Origin of the sequence: Pantoea sp. At-9b (assembly GCF_000175935.2) — a bacterium.
GTDB lineage: Bacteria > Pseudomonadota > Gammaproteobacteria > Enterobacterales > Enterobacteriaceae > Pantoea.
Map to the genome: position 1 here is coordinate 640,141 of NC_014837.1, position 25,228 is coordinate 665,368.

General features: G+C 54.7%; 24 protein-coding genes. 14 read left to right on the forward strand and 10 right to left on the reverse strand.

The annotated features are described in order from the left end of the window. Positions 1 to 10 precede the first annotated feature (10 nt). Entirely contained in the window at positions 11 to 880 is an 870-nt protein-coding gene (locus tag PAT9B_RS02820; RefSeq protein WP_013507743.1) for a GyrI-like domain-containing protein, read from the forward strand. Between the two features lie 107 nt (positions 881 to 987). Further along, positions 988 to 1,317: a DUF1493 family protein gene (locus tag PAT9B_RS02825; protein ID WP_013507744.1), complete on the forward strand. Its 330-nt coding sequence runs from the start codon at positions 988 to 990 to the stop codon at positions 1,315 to 1,317. 9 nt (positions 1,318 to 1,326) lie between these two features. On the opposite strand, the gene PAT9B_RS02830 is transcribed toward PAT9B_RS02825, so the two are convergent. Next, the gene (locus PAT9B_RS02830; protein WP_013507745.1) at positions 1,327 to 2,106 is read right to left on the reverse strand and encodes an NAD(P)H-dependent oxidoreductase; all 780 of its coding nucleotides are present in this window, start codon (positions 2,104 to 2,106) and stop codon (positions 1,327 to 1,329) included. Positions 2,107 to 2,196: 90 nt separating this feature from the next. On the opposite strand from PAT9B_RS02830, the gene PAT9B_RS02835 reads away from it, so the two are divergent. Together PAT9B_RS02835 and PAT9B_RS02840 are read left to right on the forward strand one after the other, a co-directional pair. Further along, positions 2,197 to 3,087, forward strand: a complete 891-nt coding sequence (locus PAT9B_RS02835) for a LysR family transcriptional regulator (RefSeq protein WP_013507746.1) — start codon at positions 2,197 to 2,199, stop codon at positions 3,085 to 3,087. An 81-nt stretch (positions 3,088 to 3,168) separates the two neighbouring features. Beyond that, positions 3,169 to 4,218, forward strand: coding sequence for a DUF1176 domain-containing protein (locus PAT9B_RS02840; protein ID WP_013507747.1), 1,050 nt, complete (start codon positions 3,169 to 3,171; stop codon positions 4,216 to 4,218). A gap of 47 nt (positions 4,219 to 4,265) precedes the next feature. On the opposite strand, the gene PAT9B_RS02845 is transcribed toward PAT9B_RS02840, so the two are convergent. Beyond that, entirely contained in the window at positions 4,266 to 4,940 is a 675-nt protein-coding gene (locus tag PAT9B_RS02845) for a YecA family protein (RefSeq protein ID WP_013507748.1), read from the reverse strand. A 233-nt stretch (positions 4,941 to 5,173) separates the two neighbouring features. Here PAT9B_RS02845 and PAT9B_RS02850 point away from each other — a divergent pair, with 233 nt between their 5' ends. The 3 genes from PAT9B_RS02850 (at position 5,174) to PAT9B_RS02860 (ending at position 7,664) form a co-directional block, all read left to right on the forward strand. Next, a complete protein-coding gene (locus PAT9B_RS02850; RefSeq protein ID WP_013507749.1) occupies positions 5,174 to 6,193 on the forward strand; it encodes an isopenicillin N synthase family oxygenase in 1,020 nt (339 codons plus the stop codon). Between the two features lie 17 nt (positions 6,194 to 6,210). Continuing rightward, on the forward strand, positions 6,211 to 6,993 hold the full coding sequence (locus PAT9B_RS02855) for a MetQ/NlpA family ABC transporter substrate-binding protein (protein ID WP_013507750.1): 783 nt from the start codon (positions 6,211 to 6,213) through the stop codon (positions 6,991 to 6,993). A gap of 224 nt (positions 6,994 to 7,217) precedes the next feature. Continuing rightward, on the forward strand, positions 7,218 to 7,664 hold the full coding sequence (locus tag PAT9B_RS02860) for an RcnB family protein (RefSeq protein ID WP_013507751.1): 447 nt from the start codon (positions 7,218 to 7,220) through the stop codon (positions 7,662 to 7,664). Here the strand turns inward: PAT9B_RS02860 and PAT9B_RS02865 are convergent. Beyond that, positions 7,654 to 9,102 (reverse strand): PLP-dependent aminotransferase family protein, encoded by a 1,449-nt coding sequence (locus PAT9B_RS02865; protein ID WP_013507752.1) that lies wholly within the window; start codon positions 9,100 to 9,102, stop codon positions 7,654 to 7,656. The genes PAT9B_RS02860 and PAT9B_RS02865 overlap by 11 nt on opposite strands. Positions 9,103 to 9,209: 107 nt before the next feature. Here PAT9B_RS02865 and PAT9B_RS02870 point away from each other — a divergent pair, with 107 nt between their 5' ends. Beyond that, positions 9,210 to 9,920, forward strand: a complete 711-nt coding sequence (locus PAT9B_RS02870; RefSeq protein WP_013507753.1) for a GNAT family N-acetyltransferase — start codon at positions 9,210 to 9,212, stop codon at positions 9,918 to 9,920. Here the strand turns inward: PAT9B_RS02870 and PAT9B_RS02875 are convergent. The 4 genes from PAT9B_RS02875 to PAT9B_RS02890 all read right to left on the reverse strand — a co-directional run bounded on the left by PAT9B_RS02875 (position 9,917) and on the right by PAT9B_RS02890 (position 15,335). Next, positions 9,917 to 10,366 carry a hypothetical protein gene (locus PAT9B_RS02875; protein ID WP_013507754.1) on the reverse strand — a complete coding sequence of 150 codons (450 nt, stop codon included), beginning with the start codon at positions 10,364 to 10,366 and terminating at the stop codon, positions 9,917 to 9,919. The two genes, PAT9B_RS02870 and PAT9B_RS02875, sit on opposite strands and share 4 nt — an antisense overlap. A 173-nt stretch (positions 10,367 to 10,539) precedes the next feature. After that, on the reverse strand, positions 10,540 to 12,141 hold the full coding sequence (locus PAT9B_RS02880) for an APC family permease (RefSeq protein ID WP_013507755.1): 1,602 nt from the start codon (positions 12,139 to 12,141) through the stop codon (positions 10,540 to 10,542). Between the two features lie 292 nt (positions 12,142 to 12,433). Beyond that, positions 12,434 to 14,731 carry a phosphatidylglycerol--membrane-oligosaccharide glycerophosphotransferase gene (gene opgB / locus PAT9B_RS02885; protein ID WP_013507756.1) on the reverse strand — a complete coding sequence of 766 codons (2,298 nt, stop codon included), beginning with the start codon at positions 14,729 to 14,731 and terminating at the stop codon, positions 12,434 to 12,436. Between the two features lie 214 nt (positions 14,732 to 14,945). Beyond that, positions 14,946 to 15,335 carry a tautomerase family protein gene (locus PAT9B_RS02890; RefSeq protein WP_013507757.1) on the reverse strand — a complete coding sequence of 130 codons (390 nt, stop codon included), beginning with the start codon at positions 15,333 to 15,335 and terminating at the stop codon, positions 14,946 to 14,948. A gap of 120 nt (positions 15,336 to 15,455) precedes the next feature. Here PAT9B_RS02890 and PAT9B_RS02895 point away from each other — a divergent pair, with 120 nt between their 5' ends. Continuing rightward, complete coding sequence (locus tag PAT9B_RS02895) at positions 15,456 to 16,379, forward strand: LysR family transcriptional regulator (RefSeq protein ID WP_013507758.1); 924 nt, start codon at positions 15,456 to 15,458, stop codon at positions 16,377 to 16,379. Here PAT9B_RS02895 and PAT9B_RS02900 read toward each other — a convergent pair. Next, positions 16,353 to 17,372 carry a glycosyltransferase family 32 protein gene (locus PAT9B_RS02900; RefSeq protein WP_013507759.1) on the reverse strand — a complete coding sequence of 340 codons (1,020 nt, stop codon included), beginning with the start codon at positions 17,370 to 17,372 and terminating at the stop codon, positions 16,353 to 16,355. The genes PAT9B_RS02895 and PAT9B_RS02900 overlap by 27 nt on opposite strands. A gap of 402 nt (positions 17,373 to 17,774) precedes the next feature. Here PAT9B_RS02900 and PAT9B_RS02905 point away from each other — a divergent pair, with 402 nt between their 5' ends. Continuing rightward, the gene (locus tag PAT9B_RS02905) at positions 17,775 to 18,725 is read left to right on the forward strand and encodes a hypothetical protein (RefSeq protein ID WP_013507760.1); all 951 of its coding nucleotides are present in this window, start codon (positions 17,775 to 17,777) and stop codon (positions 18,723 to 18,725) included. Here the strand turns inward: PAT9B_RS02905 and PAT9B_RS02910 are convergent. Continuing rightward, entirely contained in the window at positions 18,718 to 19,272 is a 555-nt protein-coding gene (locus PAT9B_RS02910) for a histidine phosphatase family protein (RefSeq protein WP_013507761.1), read from the reverse strand. The two genes, PAT9B_RS02905 and PAT9B_RS02910, sit on opposite strands and share 8 nt — an antisense overlap. 584 nt (positions 19,273 to 19,856) lie before the next feature. Between PAT9B_RS02910 and PAT9B_RS02915 the strand changes: the two genes are divergently transcribed. From PAT9B_RS02915 to PAT9B_RS02930, 4 genes are all read left to right on the forward strand, one after another. Next, a complete protein-coding gene (locus PAT9B_RS02915; RefSeq protein WP_013507762.1) occupies positions 19,857 to 21,251 on the forward strand; it encodes an MFS transporter in 1,395 nt (464 codons plus the stop codon). Positions 21,252 to 21,297: 46 nt separating this feature from the next. After that, complete coding sequence (locus PAT9B_RS02920; RefSeq protein WP_013507763.1) at positions 21,298 to 22,320, forward strand: LacI family DNA-binding transcriptional regulator; 1,023 nt, start codon at positions 21,298 to 21,300, stop codon at positions 22,318 to 22,320. An 8-nt stretch (positions 22,321 to 22,328) separates the two neighbouring features. After that, positions 22,329 to 23,312 carry a nucleoside hydrolase gene (locus PAT9B_RS02925; RefSeq protein ID WP_013507764.1) on the forward strand — a complete coding sequence of 328 codons (984 nt, stop codon included), beginning with the start codon at positions 22,329 to 22,331 and terminating at the stop codon, positions 23,310 to 23,312. A gap of 216 nt (positions 23,313 to 23,528) precedes the next feature. Further along, positions 23,529 to 24,749, forward strand: coding sequence for an MFS transporter (locus PAT9B_RS02930; protein WP_013507765.1), 1,221 nt, complete (start codon positions 23,529 to 23,531; stop codon positions 24,747 to 24,749). Here the strand turns inward: PAT9B_RS02930 and PAT9B_RS02935 are convergent. Next, the gene (locus tag PAT9B_RS02935; protein ID WP_013507766.1) at positions 24,746 to 25,198 is read right to left on the reverse strand and encodes a YbaK/EbsC family protein; all 453 of its coding nucleotides are present in this window, start codon (positions 25,196 to 25,198) and stop codon (positions 24,746 to 24,748) included. The two genes, PAT9B_RS02930 and PAT9B_RS02935, sit on opposite strands and share 4 nt — an antisense overlap. Positions 25,199 to 25,228 lie beyond the last annotated feature (30 nt).

Below are 25,228 nucleotides of genomic sequence, written 5' to 3' on the forward strand. Positions count from 1 at the left end.
GGAGAATGCCATGCCCATCAATAAAACGGATGTCTATCGCCAGCGCTTCAACAAGGTGTTTGATTATATCGATCAACACCTTGACGATCCGCTGCTGCTGGAGCAACTGAGCGACGTCGCCCATTTTTCGCCTTACCACTTTCACCGGCAATTTACCGGTTACTGTGGCATTGCGCCGGGGCGCTACATTCAGCTGATGCGCCTGAAACGCGCATCCTATCGGCTGGCATTCAATCCGTCTGAGAAAATTATCGATATTGCGCTGGATGCAGGTTTTCAGCATGCGGAGTCATTCAGTCGCGCGTTCAAACAGATGTTTGCAATGACGCCGAGTGAATTTCGTCGCCAGCCTGCCTGGGTTAGCTGGCACCAGCGTATGCCACCGCTACAGACCAAACGGAGAGAAGCCATGCCGGTCACTATCATCAATTTTCCCGCCACCAGAGTGGCGATGCTGTCACATTACGGCCAGCCAGAACGCATTATGGAGACGGCGGCGCGTTTTATCGCGTGGCGCAAAGCCACCGGGTTATCACCGATTGCCAGCAGCCAGACGTTTGGTATTGCACCGCACGACCCGGTTACCACGCCAGCGGAAACGTTCCGTTTTGATATCTGTGGTTCGGTAGCCGAACCGATCCCGGAAGATAATGCGTTTGGTGTGGTCAACGCGACTATCCCTGCGGGCCGCTGTGCATTGCTGCGTCATCACGGTTCGCACGATGCCATCGCCGAAAGTGCGCGCAGTTTATATAGCGACTGGCTGCCAGCCAGGGGTGAGGAGCTGCGAGACTTTCCATTGTTCTTTCATTATCAGAACTTTATTCACGATGTTCCTGAACACCAACTGATCACTGACATCTATCTGCCATTGAAATAGCCGAAACTCCCGGCAGCGTTGGCTGGCGGGAGTTTCTCGACACAGCGCGCTCATATCGTGGCAGAATAGCCGCCCGACCCATCAGAATCGTGCAAGAGAGAGACGATATGTCAGATGATATCGAGCAGCGCATCTATGAACTTGTCCGTCGTTATGATGGCGTATACCTGTTTAAGCAAAAAATGTTGTCGCCACAAATTGATATCGATAGCGATCTCAATTTTGACGACGACGAGGCCGCCGCACTGATGGAGGAGTTTTTTGCCGAATTCAACGTCGCGCGTGGCCCGTTTAGTATCGACACCTACTACCCGCCCGAACCCTCCCTCGGCGCGATCCTGAACCCGTTTAATAAACGTCAGGTGCCGGTGGTACCGGATTTTACCCTGGGCATGCTGATTGAATCGGCCAGGGCAGGGCGTTGGCTGTATGAATAATGGGTTCCGTTAGCGTTGCTGATGCACGCCAAACCCGCTTTCCCCTGGTGCCAGCTCCTCCTTCAGCGTCAGGGCCGGAATCACATAATCGCCCCCATTTTGCTGGCGAAAAGCAATCGGTTCGCCAGTCGCCAGGGTATCCAGCCGGGTGGCTAGCGTGTCACACCAACTGGCGAAACGGGCTTCTGCCGATTTCTGTACCTGATACAACACCACCGGTGGCAGCACGCTAAAGCCCGGATAGAACAGCATGCCATGCTGGATGGGAAACAACAGGTCGTCGATAGGACCATTGATGCCGCGCGGGCTGTAATGTGATTCCCAGCCGCCGGTGGTGACTACCAGCATCGCCCGTTTGCCCGCCAGGCTGCCTGCGCCGTAGCGTTCTCCCCAATGTTTTTCGTTATGCTCGCCCACGCCATAGGCGAAGCCACAGGCATACACGCGATCGAACCAGCCTTTCATGATGGCCGGCATGGAGAACCACCACAGCGGAAACTGGAAAATGACGACATCGGCCCAGCGCAGTTTCTCCTGTTCGGCAGCAATATCTGCGGCTTGTTGTTGGTGTTCATAGGCGAACCGTGAATCCAGTGAAGCGTGAAAATGTTCACCCACCAGCGGAGCCAGAGTATCGGCGGCATCCAGTTGCGCTTTCCAGTTCATGGCATAGAGATCAGACACCTGCACCTGATGTCCGGCATTTTCCAAATGACGGACGCTGAACGTTTTTAACGATCCATTCAGGGAATGGGTTTCCGGGTGAGCGAAGACAATCAATACATTCATGGTGTAATCCTGTGAGAGGAAAGTGGATGCAGGCTACGCCATGGCTGGCTATAGTAGAAATCAATTACGGATATCGCAGGTATAGATACGGTGAATATCTCAACCCTGGATTTAAATTTGTTGCTCACGCTGGATGTCCTGCTGGCAGAACTGAATGTGACGCGAGCGGCGCAGCGCCTGAATTTGTCGCAGCCCTCCGTTAGCGCTCAGCTGGCACGGTTACGCAGCATCTTTAACGATCCGCTGCTGCTGCCCGGCCCGCGTGGCATGTTGCCGACGTCGCGGGCGGACGCATTGCGCGAGCCGCTCCGGCTGGCGCTGGAGTCGCTGCAACAGGCGGTTGCACCTCCGCAGGGGTTTGATCCCGCACAGGCAAATCTGACCTGGCGCATTGCCGCCACCGATTATATGTCCTCGGCGATCATGTTGCCGGTCATCGGTAAACTGCGTCTTACCGCACCGGATTGCCGTGTGGCGGTGTTTGGCCTCAATCCACCGCGGGTGGCACAGCAACTGGAGAAAGCCGAGCTGGATTTGATTTTCCATACCGGCGATCACGCCCCGGAAACGCTGCATCAACGCAAATTGTTCTCCGAGCGCTATATGCTGGCCGGACGGATCGGCCATCCTCATTTACATCCGGGTCTGACGCTGGATACGTTCTGTCAGCTGGAACATCTCATCGTCTCGCCGGACGGTGGCGGATTCAGCGCCGCCACCGATAGCGCGCTGGCAAAAATTGGCCGCCAGCGCCGCGTGGTGCTATCGGTGCCACATTTCCTTTTTATGTTGGAGGTGCTGGCGAGCAGCGATTTAGTCGCGGTGCTACCGGAGCGGCTAGTACGCCGCTCAACGCAGTTGCAGGTTATTGAGCCGCCGCTTGATGTGCCGGGGTTTGATATTTTAATGATGTGGCACGAACGTGTGCAGCGCGATCCGGCCCATCAGTGGTTGCGCCAACAGATTCTTGCCGAGGTTTAGGCGTTTTTTCGTGAAAAATTCACTTCTCCCGGCGCAAAAAACTGCGCACACTAGCCACCTTTACCCTTTTGGAGAGATGGCATGACATCCCGAAACCTGCTGGCGCTTGTGCTGTTTGCCAGCATGGCCGCGCCGCTGTGGGCAGATGACAGCGGTATTTCCTTCAGCCATAAGGACTGGGAGCTGGCGTGTGATAACACGCTGACCTGCCGTGCGGCAGGCTATAGCACCGAAGAAGGGGCAGGCGGTTCGGTATTGCTGACACGCCAGGCCGGTGAGAACACCGTCGTGAGTGGCGAGGTGGTCCTGGCCGATGCGATGGATGAAGACCCCAAACCCGTGGCGGAGCTGTCGCTCTGGATAGATGACACCGCATTGGGGGCGTTGCAGAAAGCCGATAACGACGAATGGCGTTTAACCGAGGCCCAGACGCAGGCGGTGATCCGTGCAGTGAAAGGAAATGGCACGGTCGAGTTTCGTGGTGGTGAAGAACCCTTCGAACTGTCAGATAACGGTGCCTTCGCCACGTTATTAAAAATGGACGATGCGCAAGGGCGCACCGGTACGCCAGGCGCGTTGGTCAGAAAAGGGGATAAGCCGGAAAGCAGCGTGATGGTTGCGGTCGCCGCTCCGGTGATCCAGCAGGTCAAGGTTATCCAGGCCCAGCCACGTCCGTTAACCGCGCAGGAGTTGTCATCGGTTAAACCACAGCTGATCGACTCGCTAACGGATGATGACAGCTGCGATAATCTGCAACCGTCCGACGATCAGCCGGAGGAAGGGGCTGAGCCCATCACCCTGACGCCGGTGGATAAAAGCCACGTGCTGATTTCTGCGCTGTGCTGGCGCGGTGCCTATAACGAAGGTTATGGCTACTGGCTGATGGATAAGCGCTTGCAGCAGAAACCCGAACTGATCACCGATTCCGGCTCTGACTACCACGACGGCGTGATTTCATTGGCACAGAAAGGGCGCGGCATTGGCGATTGCTGGAGCACTGCGGCCTGGGTATGGGATGGCAAAGACTTCCAGCAAAGTAGTGAGGCAACGACCGGGATGTGTCGTGCGATTCGTGCAGGTGGGCCATGGCAATTGCCCACCCTGGTGACGAATGTGAAACCGGCGCGATGAGGTAGTATTGCGTGGCGGCACAATTCATCGTGCCGCCAGGTGAGGTATTATTTCATGCAGCACTGCTTGTACTTTTTGCCGCTGCCGCACGGGCAGGGATCATTGCGTCCAATCTTCTCAGCGGCAAAATAAGGCACCTGGGGTGCAGGCTCCGGTTGCGACAGGCGCTGTTCCTGCCAGAAATCATGCAGTTGCAATGCCGCCGGGCGAATGGCTTCGATGCTGGCTTCAAACTGTTCCGGGGTGAAGTCCTCCAGTTGGGCAAAATTCTCTTCACGGCCGTGTAGGGCAATGGTATCGAGTGCCGGTTGTTGGGCTTCCGGCAGGGCTGACCAGTCATCCAGCGCCACGCCGCGCATGTAGCCAAAGCACCACTCTTCCACCACGGTAAACTCCTGGCCTTCCATCTCCTGGGTGCCAAACAGGGGATCAAACTGGTCCGGGAATTCACTGAGACGCTCGGCGATATCGTTCATATGCTGGAAGGTCAAGGTCATAAAGCGATCCATTTCGCGTTCGTTCGACCACTTTGGAATGTATTTTTGCCCTCCCCACATCGCCACCAGCCATTCGCTCGGTTCGATGTCATTGGGGCCGGAAAGCAGTGCGGTCAGCATGCCATCCAGTTCAGCAACATCCACCACGGAGTGCTCATTGCCGTATTTCTCCAGCATATCTTCAAGCCAGTTCAGCTCTTTTTCGGTTAACGGGCCCTGGTTCATACGGTATCTCCTGCGATCGGTGCTTATTGGCGGGCACGTTGCCCAACGTCGATAAGGCGCGATTATAGCGGGAAGCACCGGGTGTCAGCTATCCATTGTCGCTTTTCAGCAATCCATTGCCGAACCTATCCTAAAAATCATTTCCCATAACATATTGCGCAACATTATTGGCCCTGATCCGCGCGCAGTGTCAGCGTAGCAGCGAAACTTGCTGCATACAGGACGCATACATCATGAGCGCCAGCACATTACCGGTACTGGATTTAGCGCTGCTGGAGCTGCCTACAGCGGAGCAGGCGGAACATCTCACGGAACTACGGGAAACGGCGCGTGATGTCGGTTTTTTCTACCTCGTGAACCACGGCATTAATGCGCAATTGCTGCAAAATGTGCAGAGCATCACCCGCGCGTTTTTCGCCTTACCGCAGGCAGAAAAACAACGCGTATCAATGATCCATTCCCCGCATTTCCGCGGTTATAACCTTGCCGGAGTGGAATATACCCGTGAGCAACGTGACCAGCGTGAACAGTTTGATATCGGGGCTGAACGTGCCGCATTAACGCTATTACCGGGCGATCCCGCCTGGAAGCGATTGCAGGGTCCCAATCTGTGGCCAGAAGCCTTACCCCAGCTGCGTCCGGTCATCCATGCCTGGCAGCAGGCGATGACCGGTGTGGCGCTGCGTCTGTTGCGTGCCTTTGCCCGATCGTTGTCTCTGCCAGCCGAGGCATTTGATGCCTTGTACGGCACCCACCCGAATGAACATGTGAAGTTGATTCGCTACCCCGGCCAGGCTGCGCATGAGAGCCAGCAGGGGGTCGGGGCGCATAAAGATTCGGGCTTCCTCACCTTTTTGTTGCAGGACGAGCAGCGAGGATTACAAGTGGAGGTCACCCCAAACAATTGGGTTGATGCGTTGCCGAAACCGGGTGCTTTTGTGGTGAATATTGGCGAACTGCTGGAGCTGGCGACCAACGGCTATCTGCGCGCCACCGTTCACCGCGTGATCTCACCGCCCGCAGGCACAGAGCGTATCTCCATCGCCTTTTTCCTTGGCGCGCAGCTTGATGCGCAGGTGCCGCTGTATCAATTGCCGGAGCCGTTGGCGGCTGAAGCGCTGGGCCCGACCAGCGATCCGGCAAATCCACTGATTCGTGATGTTGGCTGGAATTACCTGAAAGGACGTTTGCGATCGCATCGTGACGTGGCTCAGCGTTATTACGCCGACGCACTTACTACCGTTAAATCATAAAAATGAAAGGGAAACCTATGCGTAAAAAGGTGATAGCGACGCTGGCTTTATTGTCTCTGGTGAGCAGTTATGCTTCGGCGGCCGCACTGCGTGTGGCGGCTGATCCGGTGCCGCACAGCGAAATTCTTAACCAGATCAAACAGACAGATAAAAAGCTCGATTTACAGGTGATTGAGCTGAACGGCAACCTCAACGCCAACGAACTGCTGGCGCGTGGGGATGTCGATGCCAACTATTTCCAGCACGTGCCTTACCTGCGCGATCAGGAAAAAGCGCTCGGGGAAAAGTTTGCCGTTGTAGCGACGGTCCATATTGAGCCGTTAGGGATTTATTCCCACAAAATCAAATCACTGAACGATGTGCCTGATGGGGCGCAGGTGGCTGTGCCGAACAACGTCACCAATCTAAGCCGGGCGCTGTATCTGTTGCAGGCTAACGGATTACTGAAACTGAAAAGCGGCAGCGCCGGTTCACTGGTAACCCGCGCGGATATCAGTGAAAACCCGCATCATCTGAAGATTATTGAAATTGAGGCCCCCCAGTTACCGCGCGCGCTGGATGATGCCACCCTGGCGATCATCAACGGTAACTACGCGTTGCAGGCGGGCCTGGTGCCGTCAAAGGATGCGTTAGGGCTGGAACAGGCGAAAGGCAACCCGTATGCCAACGTACTGGTGACCACACCGCAGCTGGCACACGACCCACGCATTCTGGAGCTGGCGAAAGATCTTGAGTCAAAACAAACGGCTGAATTTATCAATCAGCAATACAAAGGATCGGTGATTCCGGTGCATCAATAATGCCTGCCACCACCCGCATCTGGCGGGTGGTCATCCCACCTGATTTGGTTCGATCTAACACGGTTGCTTGCAATTAAGCCTTGCGGAATTGCAGGGCGGCTGATGTATGCTGTCCGGCGAAATTTGACGCGCAGGTTGCGGTGCACAGCGTACCGGGGAACCTTCCGCGTGCCGTCATTGTCAGTAAATTGAACATTGAATAATTAACCAGAGTGGACATCACCATGCGCAGGACTCACGCCGTACTTCTTTCTGCAGGACTTTTTCTGGGCTCGTTAACCCTGACGCCCGCCGCGCTGGCCGAAGGCGAGCAAACTGATAACGTGCCGCCACCGCCGCAGGTTGAGCAAACCACACCGGACGCGCAGGCCCAGACTCCGGCTAGCGTCGCACCCGCGCAGCCGCAGGATAACGCCGCACAGCCAGCCGCACCGAACAATTACGATCTCACCACCATTGTTATCGACTACAAAGAATACAAAGTCGGGGATGTTGTGCCGGATCAATATCGTGGCAAATCCTACATCATTGGTGAATGGCAACCGCGCCATCTGCCAGCACCGCAGGACAACACCCACTGGGCGTATATCAACGCAAACTACATCCTGATCACCAATGACACCGGCAAAATCGTGATGGCAAAATCCGGTGACATCTTCTTCAAAGGTTAATCAGGCGCGCTAACTGCGTCACTGCATTGCCGATCTGACTGGTGCTGGTATTGCCGTATCCCAGCACCAGCCCTTGTTGTTTCTCCTCGCCCAAATAAAACCCTGACAACGCACCGGGTGCGTAACCGGCCTGAATGAGTTGATCGACCAACGCGACATCCGGTATTGCGGATGGAAGCTGTAACACCAGATGCATGCCACACTCCCCTCCGAGTAATGACACCTGTTCGCCCAATTGTTGATGTAATGCACTGCGCAGGGTGGCCTGGCGTTGTCGGTAAAGACGGCGCATTTTGCTCAGATGGCGGCTGAAATCGCCATTGCGAAGAAAATTTGCCAGCGCCTGCTGCTCCGGGCGGTTGCCGCCGCGCAGCAATTCGTGCAGCGCCGGACGTAATCGAGGCAGCAGTTGCGGTGGCAACACCATAAAACCCAGACGTAACGCAGGAAACAGGGTCTTGCTAAATGAACTGACGTAAATCACCGGTGCTTGCGCTGCCATACCCTGCATCGCTGCGATGGGTTCACCGCTGTAGCGGAAATCGCTGTCGTAATCGTCTTCAATGATCCACGCCTGATGCTCCCGCGCGGCCGCTAACAGCGCCAGGCGGCGTGGTGCGCTCATCACCACGCCAGTGGGATACTGATGCGTCGGCGTTGTGTAGATCAGGCGTGGCGGATATTGCTGCCAGTCTTGTGGCTGGGGTGCCAGTCCTTGTGCGTCGACGGCGATGGGATGGATATGCATATCCCCGGCACGCATCGCGGCTTTGGCACCGCGATAGCCAGGTTCCTCCACCCAGCCCGTCTCCCCCGGATTGCTGAGCAACATCACACATAATGACAGCGCCTGTTGCGCGCCTTCGGTAATGACAATCTGCTCAGGGGTACAGCGCACACCACGCGCCAGCGCGAGATGCTGGGCCAGAGCCTCGCGCAGCGTTCGTTCGCCAAGTGGATCGCCGTAGCCCAGCAGCTGTTGGGGTTGATGCTGCATCACATGATTAAAGGCACGCCGCCATTGGCTGAGTGGAAAGTGCGACAGCGCCGGGATGCCGGGCCTCAGCGCCATCTCCTGGCTGAGTGCACGGTGTGACGAGCTGAGCAGTGCCACGCGCGTTGCCAGTCGCAGTTCGCCGTCATGTGGTGCCAGAGCGAGGTGTTCAGGTAGCTGTGCAACCGGGGTAACGCGGCTGCCCTGGCGATCGCTCACCAGAAATCCTTCCGCCTGTAACTGTGTCCAGACGGCGATCACCGTATTACGTGAAACCTGAAGTTCAAGCGCCAATTGGCGCGTGGCAGGCAGTCGGGTGCCTGCGGGGAGTTTGCCGGTCAGAATCGCCTGGCGGATACGCTGGAACAGTTGCTGCTGTAAGGTCAAAGCATGGTCGGTTGCCAGTGGTGCCAGTAGCAAGGTGCTGAGGTCGAAGTCGTTCATGCTGCACTCGCGTGGATCTAACAATAAGCATGATTGTGGCGCTTTTTAATGGGCCAGCAAAGTGGCAACTTACGGTCTCTACCTTAGCCAACGACAGGGAATATACGATGTCTCAGAACACCAATGTTTATGGGCAACCCGTGGGGTTTGCACTGCCAGACTGGCAACCGCGTCCGTGGCCGGAATTTATCACTTTTAGCGGCGACTATTGTCAGCTCGAACCGCTCAGTGCAGAACGTCATGGCCGCGAACTCTACGCTGCTTTCGCGCTGGCAGGGGATGGCCGCGACTGGACGTATATGTTTGCGGAACCCTTTGCCGATGAAGCCGCTTATCTGGCTTATGCGCGCCAGATTGAGAATCGCCGTGACCCGATGCATTTTGCGGTGATCGATAAAGAAAGCCGCCGTGCAGTTGGGACGCTGGCGCTGATGCGCATCGAGCCAACGCATGGTGTGATCGAGATTGGACATGTGGCGTTTTCACCGCTTTTAAAGCAAACGCGCATGGCGACGGAGGCCCATTACTTGCTGATGCGCTATGCCTGCGAGCAACTGGGTTACCGCCGCTACGAGTGGAAATGTGACAGCTGTAACCAACCATCACGTAATGCGGCACTGCGGCTGGGTTTCCAGTTTGAAGGACTGTTCCGCCAGGCGATTGTCTACAAGGGCCGTAGCCGTGACACCTGCTGGTTTTCGATTATTGATAGCGAATGGCCGCAGGTGAAGTTGGGCTTTGAACGCTGGCTGGCAGCGGACAACTTCAATGCCGAGGGTACGCAGCGCAACCGACTGGAAACGCTGCGTCAGGGTTAAGCAAGAAAGATATATTTGCTGGCAGCAAGCACAATAGCGCAGGTGGCTGCCATCATGACCCGCTTCAGCCATTGCAGCTCTTTCTTCATTCCAACAATCTCAAGATTCATGCCACTGATGCGCGAATCGGTGTGATCAAAACGCGCTTCAAGTTTCTCGAAGCGCTTATCAACCTGGTCGAAACGTTTATCAACCTGTTCAAAGCGCTCATTCACGTGCTTCTCAAACTGATCAACCCTGTCTTCCAGTCGGTCAACGCGTGTATGGAAAGCCTGTTGCCCCTTGATCACACCCTCCATCGCCTGGGATAGATCGGCTTTGGTCAGTGCATGTTCCTGCTGCATTTCGGCAAAGATCTCGACCAGCACTTCCGCCTGGCGTTCGTCCACGCCAGCTTGCTGCAACGATTTGTAAGCTTTATGGGTGTTCATCATCGTCGGTATCATCCCTGTTCTCCCTGAATGGTGTTCTCCTGCGGAGAAAACTATCCAGGATGTGATAGTTACGCCAGGTAATAGTGTGTATTTTGCGCGCTATCTCGAAAAAAATCAATTAGTACAACGAGTAACGAGATTTTCACAGGGAAGCCGCCTGCACCGGGGCACAGGCGGGTGGGGGATTAATTATGTACGTATTTACCGCTAATTTTATTGCCGGAGGACGGCGTTTCATCCTCTTCATCGGTAATGGCTGGGACAGAAAGGCTGGCTTTGACGCCCCAGAAGTAGCACACCAGTGAAGCCACGATGGCAAGAATCATATCCAGTGGTGCGCTAATCACACCGCTACCGCCGTAGGTGCCCAGCATGGAAATGACCAGCACGGCGATGTAGTAAGCCAGCAGCCACCAGGCACACTGTAAATCCTGGCTGAACTGGCTGTTTTTCTTACCAAAAATAGCATAGCCAATCCAGGCGATAATCAGGATCGGGATGAGAATCTCATTCACCGACCAGCCGCTCCAGTAAATCAACAGAGTACTGGCAACAAAAGCCAGTGGGCTGAGAATCGCAGCAATGGGCAGACGGAACGGACGCTGCATATCTGGCAGGTGGTTACGGAATGCCCCGAGGGTGATCGGGCCGGGCATATAGGTGAAGACGGTTGCGGAGGTCACTGCACCAATCAAGCCACCCCAGACCTGAAACTCAGAAGGCAACGTCCAGACGATTGCCAGCAACAGCGACAACCACAATGCGCCGCGCGGTACGCCGGATTTTGCATCCACTTCACCGAACACTTTGAACAGGTGTCCGTTACGCGCCCAGGCAAACAGCACGCGTGCGGCACCTGCCAGATAGATGTTGCCGGTCCCGGCGGGGGAAATGACGGCGTCGATCAAAATCAGGTTAATCAACCAGGTGAGACCAAGGCTACGCGCCAGGTCCGCATAGGGAGACTGGAACACCTGCTTCAGTCCGGCCCAGCCATGCTGCGACAGCAAATCTGTCGGCACTGCGCCCATAAAGGCATATTGCAGTGCCAGATAAATGACGAAGCTGACGGCAATCGCAATACCAATCGCCAGCGGCACGTTGCGCTGGGGATTTTTGGCTTCGCTGGCAAAATCCACGGCCTGGCGAAAACCAAGGTAGGCAAAGACAATCCCTGCGCCCGTCAGTGAGCTGAAGACGCCATGTGCACCGCCAGGTGGTGCTGGGGGCACATCAAGATTTGGCGCATGAAAGTAGAGCAGTAGGGTGACGATGGTGAGCAACGGCACGATAAATTTGAAGGTGGTGACAATGGTGTTAACGCGACCAAAGAAGCTGACGCTCCAGTAGTTGAGCAGAAAAAATACCACCAGTAACCCAATCTGCACGGCAAAACCCAGCCCGGTCGGGCTGCCATCCGCGTGACCCAGCGCCGGCCACCAATAAATGGCGTACTGGCGCACGGCCTCAACTTCGACACCGGCGGTGCTGGTGTAGGCCAACAGCGAACTTACGCCAATGACAAAGCCAACGATATTGCCGTGTGAGTAGTTGGGATAGCGAACAAAGCCGCCTGCACGCGGCAGTGCCGAGGAGAGTTCAGCGTACACCAGGCCAATCAGCAACACGATCACTGCCCCTAATACCCATGCCCAGCCGGTATGGCTACCGGCATAGCCGGAACTGTTGAGTGCCGCATATAACCAGCCCGACCCGATCATCGATCCAATGCCCAGTAACGACAGATCGACCAAGCCCAATTTCTGTTTTAGCCCACTTGACGCCATAGTATGCCCCTGTCTGATTATTAGATGTTGTGAGAGGGGAATAAAGCATATTGCGTGCCAGTAATATTTTACCGGCGTGACGATTGATATGGGGAATAATTATTCTGAGGGAAGTTGGGAATGAATGGTTTCAGGTGCTATTGGCAATAAAAATACCATCGTCAATCGATGAGAGTGGCCATTCTACCACATGAAATCGCGGTGCAAGGCGCACCGCGATGATCCGAAATATACATTATGAATGTGGTTGAAACATTATGTCATCCCTGCAACAGGAATGACATAATTCGGCTTATCCCTGCGGTTGCGGAATAATTTTAATATCCACCATGCCAATACCTAATTTGCGTGGGTCCTGGCCGATAATATTTCCCACATTGGAAAGCTGTGGTTCGGGTGGGGAAATAATTAAATTATGGCTGCCGCCAGGGTTGGTGAAATGCAGCGTGGTGGTCGAAATGTCGTCACCCAGCGTTAATTCCTGCTGCTGATCGCCCACACGGACCGGAATTGGCCGATGCGCGTTGGGACCAAATGCGCGGGCAGTGATCACCACATCAAAACTTCCCGGCAACGGGTCGACATACTCGATGTTCACTTCCGGTGCCAGATTAGCGTTAGACCAGCGTCCCCACAGTTCCGGGCGCGAAATCCCGGTGAAACTTTTCACGGTCTGCGGCGCGCCAGGCACGTTGAGCATAAAGCTGTCTGCGGTATAGCGGATGGCGTTGTCTTCGATGCGGATCTGCTGCTCATTGCGCTGATATTGCGCATCGCTGAGCGTGGTCGCCGGGAATGTCGCTTTCCCCTTCCAGACCGGTTTATCGATACGCGTGACGGTTGGCTGTCCACCCATCTGTCCCATTGCGAGGCAGAGATCGCCGGAAAGCGCCAGTTCAGGCTGCCACAGGCGTGCCATTTTAAAGCAGCGGTCAACCCAGACAAACTTCTCCGCAGCGCTGAAGTCTGCCAGCTGATAACGTAGCGGCGCAGAATACTCACCCTCCGGCAGCGGTTCCACGCGTTTATCTCCCACGCGGAACAGAATTGGCAGCTTAAAGGTAGTACCTGAGAAGCTAAAGGTATTCTTCTGCTGATCGATGGTGAAGGTATTGAGCTTGCTGGGGAAATTCCACAGTTGGATGATATCCGGTTTCCACATCAGTACTTTCTGCGCCATGTTGTCAAACTGGGCGGAAAGTGACGCTGAACTCAGGCCACTACGACCGAGGCCAATCGCTTTATCGCCACCCATAATATCCAGTACGGTCGCGCCGTTATCCAGCGTACTGCGCTTACCATCGAGCACTTTCGCCTCGGGCTGATCGCCGCGGATAACCATAAATAAATCATGGCGAGGTTGCTGGATCAGATACTGATGCGCAGTATTGTTCATTGCCAGATGATCAGACGTCACCACAATGATGGTGTTTTTAAACCAGGGTGAGGCTTTGATGCGTTCAATCAGTCGTGCCACATGTTCCTGGGAGCAGGCTACCGCGCTGAATGACTGGTTCGGTTTGCCATCATAGCTATAACTTTTATGCTCGCAGGTACGGGAAATAAAACCATCCGGATGGTGGGTGTCGACGGTGAGGGTAAAGAGCGCAAAGCGTTTCTGCTGGCGCGACAGCTCCTCATACTTCTTAAACACTTCATCCATCACGGTATCGTCGTAGTAACCCCAGTTGTTGCGATAGTCGGGGTCCGCCACCCGATCTTTCAGCTCCTGCGCGCCGTACATATGTGAAGGATCAAAACCATGCGACTTCAGGAAAGTATCTTTACCGGCAAAGCGCAGGTCGGCACCCTGAATAAACCAGTTCTCGTAGCCGGAGTTTTTGAGGATATCGCCGAGGCAGATATTTTGCGGGAAGAAGCTGGAAAGTGCCGCTGAAGCATTGTCCTGGAAGGGAGCAAACAGCGGAATGCCACATTGCGAACCGACCATGCCCGCGATGGTGTAATCGGTGCCGGGCAATTGTTCGGTATTGCTGAAATCCAGACTTTGATCTTTTTCACGACTGAGTTCAGGTGCCAGGCCGGGAAACGTTTTTTCGTTAAAATAGGTACGTTCCAGACTTTCGCCATAGATATAGACCAGATTGAGTTTTGGCTCGGCAATCACCGATTTTGGCGTTTTGAAGTAGGTCTCGAAATCGGAATCTGCCAGTCGGTTGTGAGAGGCAATCAAATCCTTCACCTGACGAAAGGCCGGGGTGGTTTGCACTGAACCCGCAGCACAGGCAATCGCCAGCAGGCTCCAACCGAGATGATGCTTCTGTTTGCTACGACGTAGCACCCAGGAGAGCAGGCAGAACAGCAGAAATAACGCGATAATGACCCCAATGGCAGGCACCACGTATTTACTGATGCCGGCACCGGTCAGGCTATTGGTGAGGGTATATAACACCGCATCATTGATACCGTCACCGGTAAAATAGTTGCTGGCATACAATGTGATGTTAAGCACAATGAACAGGGTAAGAAGAACCAAAATCAGTACAAACCAGAATTTATTTCGTCCGGCTTTCCAGGAATAGACTGCAACCGCAGCTAAAAAGAGTACAACCGATATTAACTCGGACAAGGTCGGATCCTCAGGCTGATTAAATACGCAATCCGTGCGTAACCACCCTCTTTGGGGGTTTTTGCGTCAATCTATATTGGCTGTCACATGTCTGCAACACGACCATTCAGATTTGTGCGGCTGATTTGACTTTGTTTAATGCGAGTTTAGGTGGGCTATGGTTTGCACTGGCAGCAATCCATTATCGCTGCCAGCCAGGGGAAGGAGAAGATGATCAGAGTTTCCCGGTCAGATACTGCGCTTCGCCATCGGCAAAGCTCCAGTCACCTTTGCTGTTGGTGATAAAACTGATCATCAGGTCGTTGCCCTGCACGCCACAGTTTTCCTGTAACTCGCGTGCTAACTCTGCCATGAACAGTGTTTTCTGTTCTTCACTTCTCGGGCTGGTGTAGACCCGTACCATAACCAGGTTGTCACTGCGTTCGAAGCCGAGACCGGTATCCTGAAAAACCATTTGGTATCTTTTGTTCTCGTGAACAATCTGATAGCGATCACGTGGTGGAACCTTGAAGGCAGTCAGAACAGCGCGATGAGCCGCATCCAGCAGCATACGTAATTCTGATTCAGAACGGCCCTGAATCACGTCAAATTGCAGTAACGGCATAAATAAACCCTCGTTTTTGCGCACATGGAAAGAGTAGGATGTGGCTCTATGCTGCCGCGTGCCGCTGCAAAGAAAAAGCGCGCTGCCTGAAATGATTATTTATTATTTTGAACAATCATCATGAAAGAAATGAAAACTGATGCCCTCTGGGTGCACCTGCACTGGCTGACGGTGCTGGCCGAGCTGGGCAGTTTTACCCGTGCGGCTGAGCGGCTGGACGTCAGCAAGGCGGCGATGAGTCAGAAGATTAAAGAACTGGAGCAGATGGCGGGCGTGGCGCTGGTACAACGCACCACCCGCAGCGTGCGCCTGACCTCTGCCGGGGAAAAGCTGGTGGATGAGCTGCGTGATCCTTTTGCCCGTATCGAACAAAGCTTTTTCAGCGTGCGTGATGAAGCGGGGCCGGTGCGTGGCATGGTACGAGTCAGTGCTCCGGTGGCGTTTGCCCGACAGCAGCTGGTACCCATCCTCGGCGATTTTTTACGTGAATATCCGCAGGTCCGCATCCAACTGGATGTGACGGATCGACTGGTGTCGCTGGGTAGCGAAGGTTTTGATCTGGCCATACGCCATAGTCAGCAGTTGCCGGAAACCCATGTCGCATTGCCGCTGTGTGAAACCCAGACGTTACTGGTGGCGTCTCCCGCTTATCTCAGGGAGTGCGGAACGCCGCAAACGCCACAGGCGTTGCAGCAGCACAATTGCTTATATTACCCGCGTGGGCTGGAGTCACCTCAGTGGCGCTTTCGCCCACAGAACGACGGCGGCGAAACGGTGCAGGTCAGAATTCAGGGGAATTTTGCCACTAACAATAGCGAATCGATTCGCGATGCCGCGTTGCAGGGGATTGGCATTGCTATGCTGCCGGATTTCAGCGCCAGCGCAGCGCTGGCGGCGGGCACTCTGCAACAGGTGCTGCCAGAGTGGCGGTCGGTGGATGCCTTCGCCGATCGTTTATGGGTGGTGCGCCCTTATGCAGCTCAGGTGCCACGGGCGGTCACCACCTTTATTCACTGGCTACGCGCGCGCTTTGTTGATGGCTGAAGGCGTCACTCGTGCGACCGGGGCGAGTGGCTGCATCATTTGTCCCAGCAAACTGGTGCGGTTGTAGTTACCGAGGCGCAGGTTGAAGTCGAGATGCAGACGTTCGTTGCCGCTCAATTTAATCACCGGCGGCGGATTGTGCGGACGTTGGTGAAATAACACCGATTTGGCAAAAGCCGCGCTATTCCAGCCATTCAGGCGTTGATAAAAATAGGCGTTAGCTTCGCCTTTGCGCAAATAAACATTTGCCCGGCGATATTCACGCATCGCCGCCTGTTGCGCCAGCGAGCAGAGCTGTTGTTCCGGTTCGGCCATTTTTTGCGCCAGCAGGGTGTAATCATCACGCTTATTCAATTCACTGAAAAAACGTTGCGCACCAAGATGCTTGATGGGGGCATACTGTTTTTGCCATTCGCGAATAAAGGGATTGTTGGGGCTGGCGGCGAGAAACCAGTTTTCCATTACTGGCGACAGATAATTCATCGTGGAGACTTCACAATAGAAGCCAATCACATCCATCGGGCGTTCCTGATGCACCCGATGTACCCAGGCGAGATCTTCAAACAGCAAGGTACTGCAATCAATGGCGATACCGCCGTAGCGTAATAACAATTCCAGCCTGATGGCGTCACTTTTTTGCGCCAGGGTTAATTCAGGGGAAGTGAAGACAAAATCGGGTAAGACTTCTTTAACCGTTACGCGATTTAACAGATGCACCTGGTGATCAGGATTATCCTGGCGGATTTTTTGAATATTTAACGCCATGGACTTTGGTAAATATTCATCGTCCCAATACATCCAGACTATTTTAGGTATATCCACCAGGTCTTTCTCGGCAGAAATTAACACCACATTATCCTCTTCGCTCGGATCGTATTCCGGGGCGCTAAGGCTATTTTGCTGCCTTTTTTGCAGTAACATCTGGCTGGTAAAAGCAATTTTCTGCCAGTTGTGCCACAGCATACGGGCAGTTTGGAGGCGTTTTTTTGTCATGGTGCACCTGATTATTGTGATTATAGTGGTTGGGAATTCCCTGATGCTGGCGCGTGGGCGCGCTCTTGTTTCCTCACGGCTGTGTGTAAAAGACTACCCTTGCTTAATAAAGCATTCCTGCGCGCGAGGCTATCACTTTTTTTCTCTTTCAGATAAACCGGAAAATGAATGAACCACACAAGATAAAATTATCATGAAATAAGTTTATTAATGGCGCTTGGTTTAATTAATGGTGGATAAGACTATTCCTAAGAAAATAGAATTTTGCTGAGGTTTGATGCGGAAAGGATTAAAAAACATCAGTTGTGCAATGGGTTAACCGTGCTGGATTTTTCGCTGGCCTGCACCATGCGGAGCCGGGTTGGCTACGCTTAACGAGTGTTGTTAAAAAAAGGAGGCGTTATGCAGCCAGACAACCGCGGATTACTGGCAGTCGATAAACAGGGCAATCGCGTACTGTTTCTCAACCCGGACACGTTTGCTGTGCAACAGGAACTGAATGCCTTGCCACCCCGGCCACATGAGTTGTTGATGCTGCCGCAGTGGGAGAAAGCCTATGTGCCAATCTATGGTGATGGGATACACGGCAACAATCCTCATCCGGGCCACAAAATCGCGGTGATTAATTTACGTCAGCGAACGATCGCTGGTTTTATCGATCTTACGCCATTGCAGGCTCCGCACAGCGGGCAACTGGGGCGTGACGGCAAAGTGTATCTGTGCTGTGAAAACAGCGCCACCGTGGCGGTGATCGATCCGGCTACGGATCGGCTGGAGAAAACCATTCCCTTGCCGTCACATAACGCGCATCGCCTGGCGTTGTCACCCAGCGGTCGCAAGCTGTTCACTGACAATGAAGAGGATGCCAGCATTACGGTGGTTGACCTGTGCGAGGCGGAAGGACGGGTTATCGATACCATTCTGATGCCAGGGCCGATTGGCGGTATTGCCGCTTCACCGAAACATCCCTATCTGGTCGCCAGTGCGGCGGATGCACCCTTACTGTATGTGGTTGATCGTCAGAGCCATCGTATTCGCCAGCGGTTGTGTTTACCGGGGCATCAGCAGCCTTGTCAGGTGGTGCGCTTCAGTGCCGACGGTGAACGGCTGGTGGCGATTGGCGATCACGAGGCGGTGATCACCCTGTTTGACGATCTGCTCAATCCGCTGGGCGCTATCGCGGTCGGTGATAAACCGATGGATGGATGTTTCAGTGATGACAAATGCACGTTGCTGATTGCCAATGAAGGAGAGGGATCGCTAAGCGTGATCGATGTGGCGCAGTTAAAGGTGATAGCGACGCCGCAGGCCGGGACGGGTTGTGAAGTGCTGAGTTATTTCACCCTCAAATAAACGGGCGATGATAAATGGCGCTGCTCCAGTGGCGGCTGCTGGCGTGTTTCTCCGCCTGCCAGCCGCGCTTGCGCAGTTCGCGCGCAATCAGTTTGTTCATAATACCATGGCCGACCAGCAGCACAGTGCCACGCTGCGAGAGCAAAATCAGTTTATCGGCGGCCTGTCGGGCGCGCTGGCGCGCATGATGTACCGATTCGACATGGCCGGAGTAGCCACACAACCATAACAGGCGCAGCAGGGCCAGCCAGACGTTGAGCGGCAAATGCAATCGTTCAAAAGGCAGCAGCGGCATGGCGACTTCACTAAATACCGCATCGACGGCATGCGGCTGTAACCCCAGCCGTGTCAGCGAGGATCGTGCACGTGGCAACGGGCTGGAGGCGATCACGCTCGCCAGGCTGGCGATAGCCATGCTACGTGGTGGCGGTGAATCGCAGATGTCAGCCTGATCATAACCTTCACACCAATCGGCCAGCGCCCGCGCCGTAAAGCGTCCGCGCACCGGATGGTCGGGTTTACCATGTCGCATAAGGATGATGGTCATAGCGCCTCTGAATGATTTTCTCCAGTGTAATGCAGCCTGATGCGGAAGCGGCCTGGATGGCAGGATTTAAGACAAGTTCTCATTTGTCATCAAAGCTTAACCGAATTATGCGACAAGTGGCGCGATGCAGGTTCAATCGCCACTTTGCTAATGATAAGCAGAAATCGTTAATCGCGTGCGGTTTTGACGTTTTTTTGCTCGCTCGCATTGAATGTAATGTCATGAATTGACGCCATTTTTATCAAAAACCCTTGAGTAATAGTAAAGACAAATTAATTGTTTTTACTGAAATCGCTTGATTTATCTACGCGCGTAGATAGACTGATTACACAGTGATAGCTCACGGTGCCAAAGACGAAGTTGGCCTTGAGATGACGAAGTTACATTTGCCTTGTTAATGCGACCGGTGAAAAAAACATCGGCGGAGTCTGGCGAATCAGAGAATTCCAACACCAGGGAATCCTTTACTGACCTTGCATCCAGGTTTGCCTACTCAACGTCACCACCGGGGCGTTCCGCTTGTTGCATGGGAACCAGGCCACGGAAGGACGTTTGATCGATCTTCATCTATCAGGGAAATGGTTATGACGGTACATCACTCCGTTTCGCAACAAAGCGCACTGTCTTCTTCTTCAGCCGCCGATGCGCGGTTTGCCACCTCTTCTGGCCGCAAAGATTTCTGGCGTGCCACCTTATCCTGCTGGCTCGGCACCGCGATGGAGTATGCGGATTTCGCACTCTATGGTCTGGCCGCCGGGATCATTTTTGGCGATGTTTTCTTCCCCGAAGCCAGCCCGGCGATGGCGCTGCTTTCCAGTTTTGCGACCTGGTCGGTCGGGTTTATTGCCCGTCCTATTGGCGCGCTGTTGTTCGGCTGGATTGGCGATCGCAAAGGACGCAAAGTGGTGATGATCACCACCATCATTCTGATGGGGGCTTCCACTACGCTGATTGGTTTCATCCCTTCTTACGCCAGTATTGGTTTGTGGGCACCTGCCTGTCTGGTGCTGCTGCGCTTTACCCAAGGTTTAGGGGCAGGTGCTGAGCTTTCCGGCGGTACGGTGATGTTGGGCGAGTATGCACCGGTTCAGCGTCGTGGTCTGGTGTCGTCGGTCATTGCCCTCGGTTCCAACAGTGGCACGTTGATCGCCTCTCTGGTCTGGCTGGCGGTGGTGCAGATGGATCAGCAAAGCCTGCTGGCCTGGGGATGGCGTATTCCCTTCCTCAGCAGTGTGTTGATTGCGTTGGTGGCACTGTGGATTCGTCGTCATCTGCGTGAAACCCCGGTATTTGAACGCCAGCAGCAGGAGCTGAAGGCGGAACGTAACGCGACCCTGGCCACCCATTCGGCACCGACTGATACCCGTAGTTTTTGGCAGCGTAGCCGCGCGTTCTGGACGATGGTGGGCTTGCGCATCGGCGAGAACGGTCCTTCCTACCTGGCGCAGGGCTTTATCGTTGGCTATGTCGCGAAAGTACTGATGGTGGACAAATCGGTGCCAACCACGGCGGTGTTTATCGCCTCGCTCCTGGGTTTCCTGATTATTCCGTTGGCGGGCTGGCTCTCTGACCGCTTTGGCCGCCGCATTACCTACCGCGGTTTCTGCCTGCTGCTGATGTTTTACGCCTGGCCTGCTTTCCATCTGCTCGACAGCCGCGACCCGGCGATTGTTATTCCGGTGATGGTGGTGGGCATGGCGCTGGCGTCACTCGGCATCTTTGGGGTGCAGGCGGCGTGGGGCGTTGAGCTGTTTGGGGTGAAACATCGTTACACCAAAATGGCAGTGGCAAAAGAGCTGGGGTCTATCCTTTCAGGAGGCACCGCGCCATTAGTCGCCGCGGCACTGCTGTCGTTTACCGGCCACTGGTGGGCGATCGCGGTCTACTTTAGCGCGATGGCAACCATCGGTTTTCTGACCACGTTTGTGGCCCCGGAGACGCGTGGGCGCGACCTTAATCTGCCGGATGATGCGGTGTAAGCGCCGCTGCGGCAGGGGGTAAATATCAGACACAGAGGCAAAGGTAGTGGCTAAATCGTCGTCCGGAAATGTCACGCGTAATGATGTCGCCAAAGCCGCAGGAACGTCTGTGGCGGTGGTGAGTTACGTTATCAACAACGGACCGCGCCCGGTGGCGGAAGCTACGCGCCAGCGGGTGCTGGAGGCGATCAAACAAACCGGCTACCGGCCGAATGCTGTGGCGCGAGCGCTGGCATCGGGCAGCACCAAGACCTTTGGCTTAATCGTGCCCAATATTGCCAACCCTTTTGTCGCATCCATGGCGCATCTGTTGTTGCAGGAGTCGCTGAATCACGGTCATGTGATGTTGCTGGGCGATGCCGGTGATGATCGCCAGCGCGAACTGGAGTTGATTCAGGGGCTGCTGAACCGTCAGGTCGATGGCCTGTTTTACAACAGCGTTGATCGCCATCCTTACATCGATCTGATCAAGGCCAGTGGCACGCCGTTTGTCATGCTCGATCGCGTTGATCCCCAGCCCGGTGTCAGTATGCTGCGGGTCAACGAGCGTGAAGCGGCACGTCAGGTAACGGCGCATTTACTCAGCCACGGTTATCAGCAGGTCGGGATGATCAGCGGTCCACTGGAGATGCTGAATGCGCAGGATCGTATTCAGGGCTGGCGTGACGCGCAGGCTGAATATGGGTTGGCGGCGGACGATACGTTGATCTTCCCCGCCAGTTATTCGCGGCAGGGTGGTTACGATGCGGCGTGGCGGATGATCAACAACCATCGGGTGCCGCGCGCACTCTTTGCCAGCAATGAGGGGCAGGCGATTGGCTGTATTCGTGCCTTTTCTGAATATGGTTTACGCGTCCCGCACGATGTGGCGTTGGTCTGTTTTAACGGTACTGAGCAGTCGGCATTTCATGTGCCGGCGCTGACAACAGTACGCCAGCCGTTGCGCGAAATGGCGCAGCGCGCGATTGCCATGCTGAAGAATTGGGATGGCGAGGCGGAGCTGGCGGAATTTCCTCACCATCTGGAGATCGGTGAGTCCTGTGGTTGCCAACTAACCAGCCGAAAATAAATAACATTATGAAAAGATTGATTATTGATTGTGATCCGGGGAATGGTATTGCCGGTGCAAACACCGATGATGGGTTGGCTCTGGCCTTAGCGCTGGCGTCACCTGCTTTGTCGGTGGAGTTAATCACTACCGTCACCGGCAATACGCCCTGCGCGGTGGGTGCGCAGGTCGCGAAAGACCTGTTGCAACGCCTGGGTCTGAATATCCCGGTGGTGCGGGGCGCTCAACAGGCATTACGGGAAGATCCGGCTCCGTGGCGCGCCCGTCTTGACGGTGTCGAGGATAAAAAGCTGGCCGAATTGTGGCGCGGTGTACGCCAGCCACAGCTGCTACCTGCCGATGGCAACGATGCTGCGGGGGTGATGGGGCAGCTGATTTGTGACAATCCCGGTGAATTCACATTGGTGGCGATCGGTCCTCTCACCAACGTGGCACAGGCGCTGCAACGCTATCCGCAGATGGCGGAATCGGTGGCAGAGATTGTGATTATGGGGGGCGTGTTTGCGCTGGACGATTATGTCAAAGACACCAATTTTGGCCTCGACCCGGAAGCGGCCCATCAGGTGTTACACAGTGGTGCCACGGTGACGCTGGTACCCATGGACGTCACCACTCAAACCTTGCTGACGCATCAGGATCTTAGTCGTCTTACCGGCCATGAACATCCGCTGACCCAATTTGTCCGTGAAACCCTGCGACCCTGGATTGACTACTCCATTCGTACCCGCCATTTACCCGGCTGCTGGATCCATGATGCCCTGGTCGTCGCCTGGTTGTTGAATCAACGCGTCGCCGATGGCATGGATTATCATGTCGATGTGGAATTACGGCCTGGTGCCACGCGCGGAAAAAGTTGGCGCTACCGCACGCCACTGCGCCTTGATGTGGGCATTCCCAAAGATGTCGGCGCGCTGGTACATGTCTTGCACAGCGTCGATAACCCGCTCCTGCTGGATATCATCGAACAGGCATTTAACGGCCTGAATAGCTAAAAAAACCCGGTCATCGCGCTGGCGATGGCCCTGTTTCACCTGACATGCTTCCTTACACCGGGATGCACTCGCTGACAATTCCGCGTCACAGCCCGCCTTTCTGACATGCTATATACAAATAGTTAACAAAATAGTAACCGATGCAATCATTCGCACGGTAACGTTCACAAGAATGTCCGGCCAACGATCCGGGCGCTGTCAGACAGGATACCCCCTATGTTTAACTGGACTGCGACGCAGCGAAATGTGGCTTTTGCCAGTTTCGCCAGCTGGACGCTGGATGCGTTCGACTTTTTTATTCTGGTGTTTGTACTCAGCGATCTTGCCCTGTATTTCCACACCACGGTGTCTGATGTTTCTATCGCGATTATGCTGACACTGGCGGTGCGGCCAATTGGCGCGCTGCTGTTTGGCCGTCTTGCGGAGAAATATGGCCGCCGCCCGATTTTGATGCTGAATATTGTGTTGTTTTCACTGTTTGAGCTGCTATCGGCGTGGTCACCTAACTTTGAGGCTTTCCTGACGTTCCGCGTGATTTACGGCGTGGCGATGGGGGGCATCTGGGGCGTGGCCTCGTCACTGGCGATGGAAACCATTCCGGATCGTTCGCGTGGTTTGATGTCCGGTATTTTTCAGGCCGGTTACCCCTGTGGCTACCTGCTGGCATCGATTATCTTTGGTTTGTTCTTTGAGAGTGTCGGCTGGCGCGGTATGTTTATGATTGGCGCGTTGCCGATTCTGTTACTGCCATTTATCTATTTCAAGGTGCCGGAATCACCCGTCTGGCTGGCGGCGCGCGAACGTAAAGAGAGCAACGCCTTGCTGCCGATTATTCGTCAACACTGGAAAATCTGTATCTACATGGTGTTGCTGATGGCCTGCTTCAACTTCTTCAGCCACGGTACTCAGGATCTCTATCCCACCTTCCTGAAGGTGCAGCACCAGTTTGATCCGCACACCGTCAGTATTATCGCAATTAGCTACAATATCGCGGCGATGCTGGGCGGCATCTTCTTCGGTTCGCTGTCGGAGCGTATTGGACGTAAAAAAGCCATTATGCTGGCGTCGTTTCTGGCACTACCGGTGCTGCCGCTGTGGGCGTTTTCCAGTGGTTCGTGGATGATTGGTATCGGCGCATTTCTGATGCAATTCATGGTGCAGGGCGCGTGGGGCGTGGTGCCGACCTATCTGACCGAGCTGGTGCCCGCCAATGCGCGTGCCGTACTGCCGGGCTTTGTCTATCAGTTGGGTAACCTGATTGCCTCCGTTAACGCCACTTTGCAATCACGCATTGCCGAGGCGCACGGAGGTAATTATGGCTTGGGCATGGCGATTGTTGCCGGGACGGTGGCGGTGCTGATCTGCGTGTTTGTTGCCTTTGGACGAGAAACGCGCGGCATCGAAATATCAGGTGCCGTGGCGCGCGAGCCGCATTAAAGCGCCTCGCAGACGTCAACCCATTTTGCCGCAGTGAGATCAGCCATGCGCTGCGGCGAAATGCGTACCGCGTTGTAAATTGAACCGGCCGCAGGCAGTACCTCTTCATAGCGGCGTAAGGAGACATCGCAATAGACAGTCAGCGGATTTTCCAGACCGAATGGGCAGACCGCTCGGGCAGGATGGCCGGTCCAGTTCACCACCTCATCGACGCACAACATCCGTGCTTTCCCGCCAAGCGCGGCTTTTAATTTGTCATTATCGAGGCGTGCATCACCGCGCGTGACAATCAGCACGACGTTCTCTTTTACTTTAAAAGACAAGGTTTTAGCAAGTTGTCCTGGCTCCACACCATGCAGGCGTATGGCCAGTTCAGCGTCAGGCATCTCGATGATGTCGACATCCGGTGCATGTTCGGCAAAGAAGTGCCGTACTGACTCCAGGCTCATTTTTTTCTCCGGCAAAATCAAGCGCTAAAA

What these genes read in the sequence shown, in the direction of transcription:
- PAT9B_RS02900 (WP_013507759.1), bottom strand. Translation starts at nt 17,372, where the DNA reads ATGACAAAAAAACGCCTCCAAACTGCCCGTATGCTGTGGCACAACTGG.
- PAT9B_RS02935 (WP_013507766.1), bottom strand. Translation starts at nt 25,198, where the DNA reads ATGAGCCTGGAGTCAGTACGGCACTTCTTTGCCGAACATGCACCGGAT.
- PAT9B_RS02855 (WP_013507750.1), top strand. Translation starts at nt 6,211, where the DNA reads ATGCGTAAAAAGGTGATAGCGACGCTGGCTTTATTGTCTCTGGTGAGC.
- PAT9B_RS02930 (WP_013507765.1), top strand. Translation starts at nt 23,529, where the DNA reads ATGTTTAACTGGACTGCGACGCAGCGAAATGTGGCTTTTGCCAGTTTC.
- PAT9B_RS02830 (WP_013507745.1), bottom strand. Translation starts at nt 2,106, where the DNA reads ATGAATGTATTGATTGTCTTCGCTCACCCGGAAACCCATTCCCTGAAT.
- PAT9B_RS02925 (WP_013507764.1), top strand. Translation starts at nt 22,329, where the DNA reads ATGAAAAGATTGATTATTGATTGTGATCCGGGGAATGGTATTGCCGGT.
- PAT9B_RS02870 (WP_013507753.1), top strand. Translation starts at nt 9,210, where the DNA reads ATGTCTCAGAACACCAATGTTTATGGGCAACCCGTGGGGTTTGCACTG.
- PAT9B_RS02840 (WP_013507747.1), top strand. Translation starts at nt 3,169, where the DNA reads ATGACATCCCGAAACCTGCTGGCGCTTGTGCTGTTTGCCAGCATGGCC.
- PAT9B_RS02895 (WP_013507758.1), top strand. Translation starts at nt 15,456, where the DNA reads ATGAAAGAAATGAAAACTGATGCCCTCTGGGTGCACCTGCACTGGCTG.
- PAT9B_RS02890 (WP_013507757.1), bottom strand. Translation starts at nt 15,335, where the DNA reads ATGCCGTTACTGCAATTTGACGTGATTCAGGGCCGTTCTGAATCAGAA.
- PAT9B_RS02820 (WP_013507743.1), top strand. Translation starts at nt 11, where the DNA reads ATGCCCATCAATAAAACGGATGTCTATCGCCAGCGCTTCAACAAGGTG.
- PAT9B_RS02910 (WP_013507761.1), bottom strand. Translation starts at nt 19,272, where the DNA reads ATGACCATCATCCTTATGCGACATGGTAAACCCGACCATCCGGTGCGC.
- PAT9B_RS02915 (WP_013507762.1), top strand. Translation starts at nt 19,857, where the DNA reads ATGACGGTACATCACTCCGTTTCGCAACAAAGCGCACTGTCTTCTTCT.
- PAT9B_RS02860 (WP_013507751.1), top strand. Translation starts at nt 7,218, where the DNA reads ATGCGCAGGACTCACGCCGTACTTCTTTCTGCAGGACTTTTTCTGGGC.
- PAT9B_RS02905 (WP_013507760.1), top strand. Translation starts at nt 17,775, where the DNA reads ATGCAGCCAGACAACCGCGGATTACTGGCAGTCGATAAACAGGGCAAT.
- PAT9B_RS02865 (WP_013507752.1), bottom strand. Translation starts at nt 9,102, where the DNA reads ATGAACGACTTCGACCTCAGCACCTTGCTACTGGCACCACTGGCAACC.
- PAT9B_RS02825 (WP_013507744.1), top strand. Translation starts at nt 988, where the DNA reads ATGTCAGATGATATCGAGCAGCGCATCTATGAACTTGTCCGTCGTTAT.
- PAT9B_RS02880 (WP_013507755.1), bottom strand. Translation starts at nt 12,141, where the DNA reads ATGGCGTCAAGTGGGCTAAAACAGAAATTGGGCTTGGTCGATCTGTCG.
- PAT9B_RS02850 (WP_013507749.1), top strand. Translation starts at nt 5,174, where the DNA reads ATGAGCGCCAGCACATTACCGGTACTGGATTTAGCGCTGCTGGAGCTG.
- PAT9B_RS02845 (WP_013507748.1), bottom strand. Translation starts at nt 4,940, where the DNA reads ATGAACCAGGGCCCGTTAACCGAAAAAGAGCTGAACTGGCTTGAAGAT.
- PAT9B_RS02875 (WP_013507754.1), bottom strand. Translation starts at nt 10,366, where the DNA reads ATGATACCGACGATGATGAACACCCATAAAGCTTACAAATCGTTGCAG.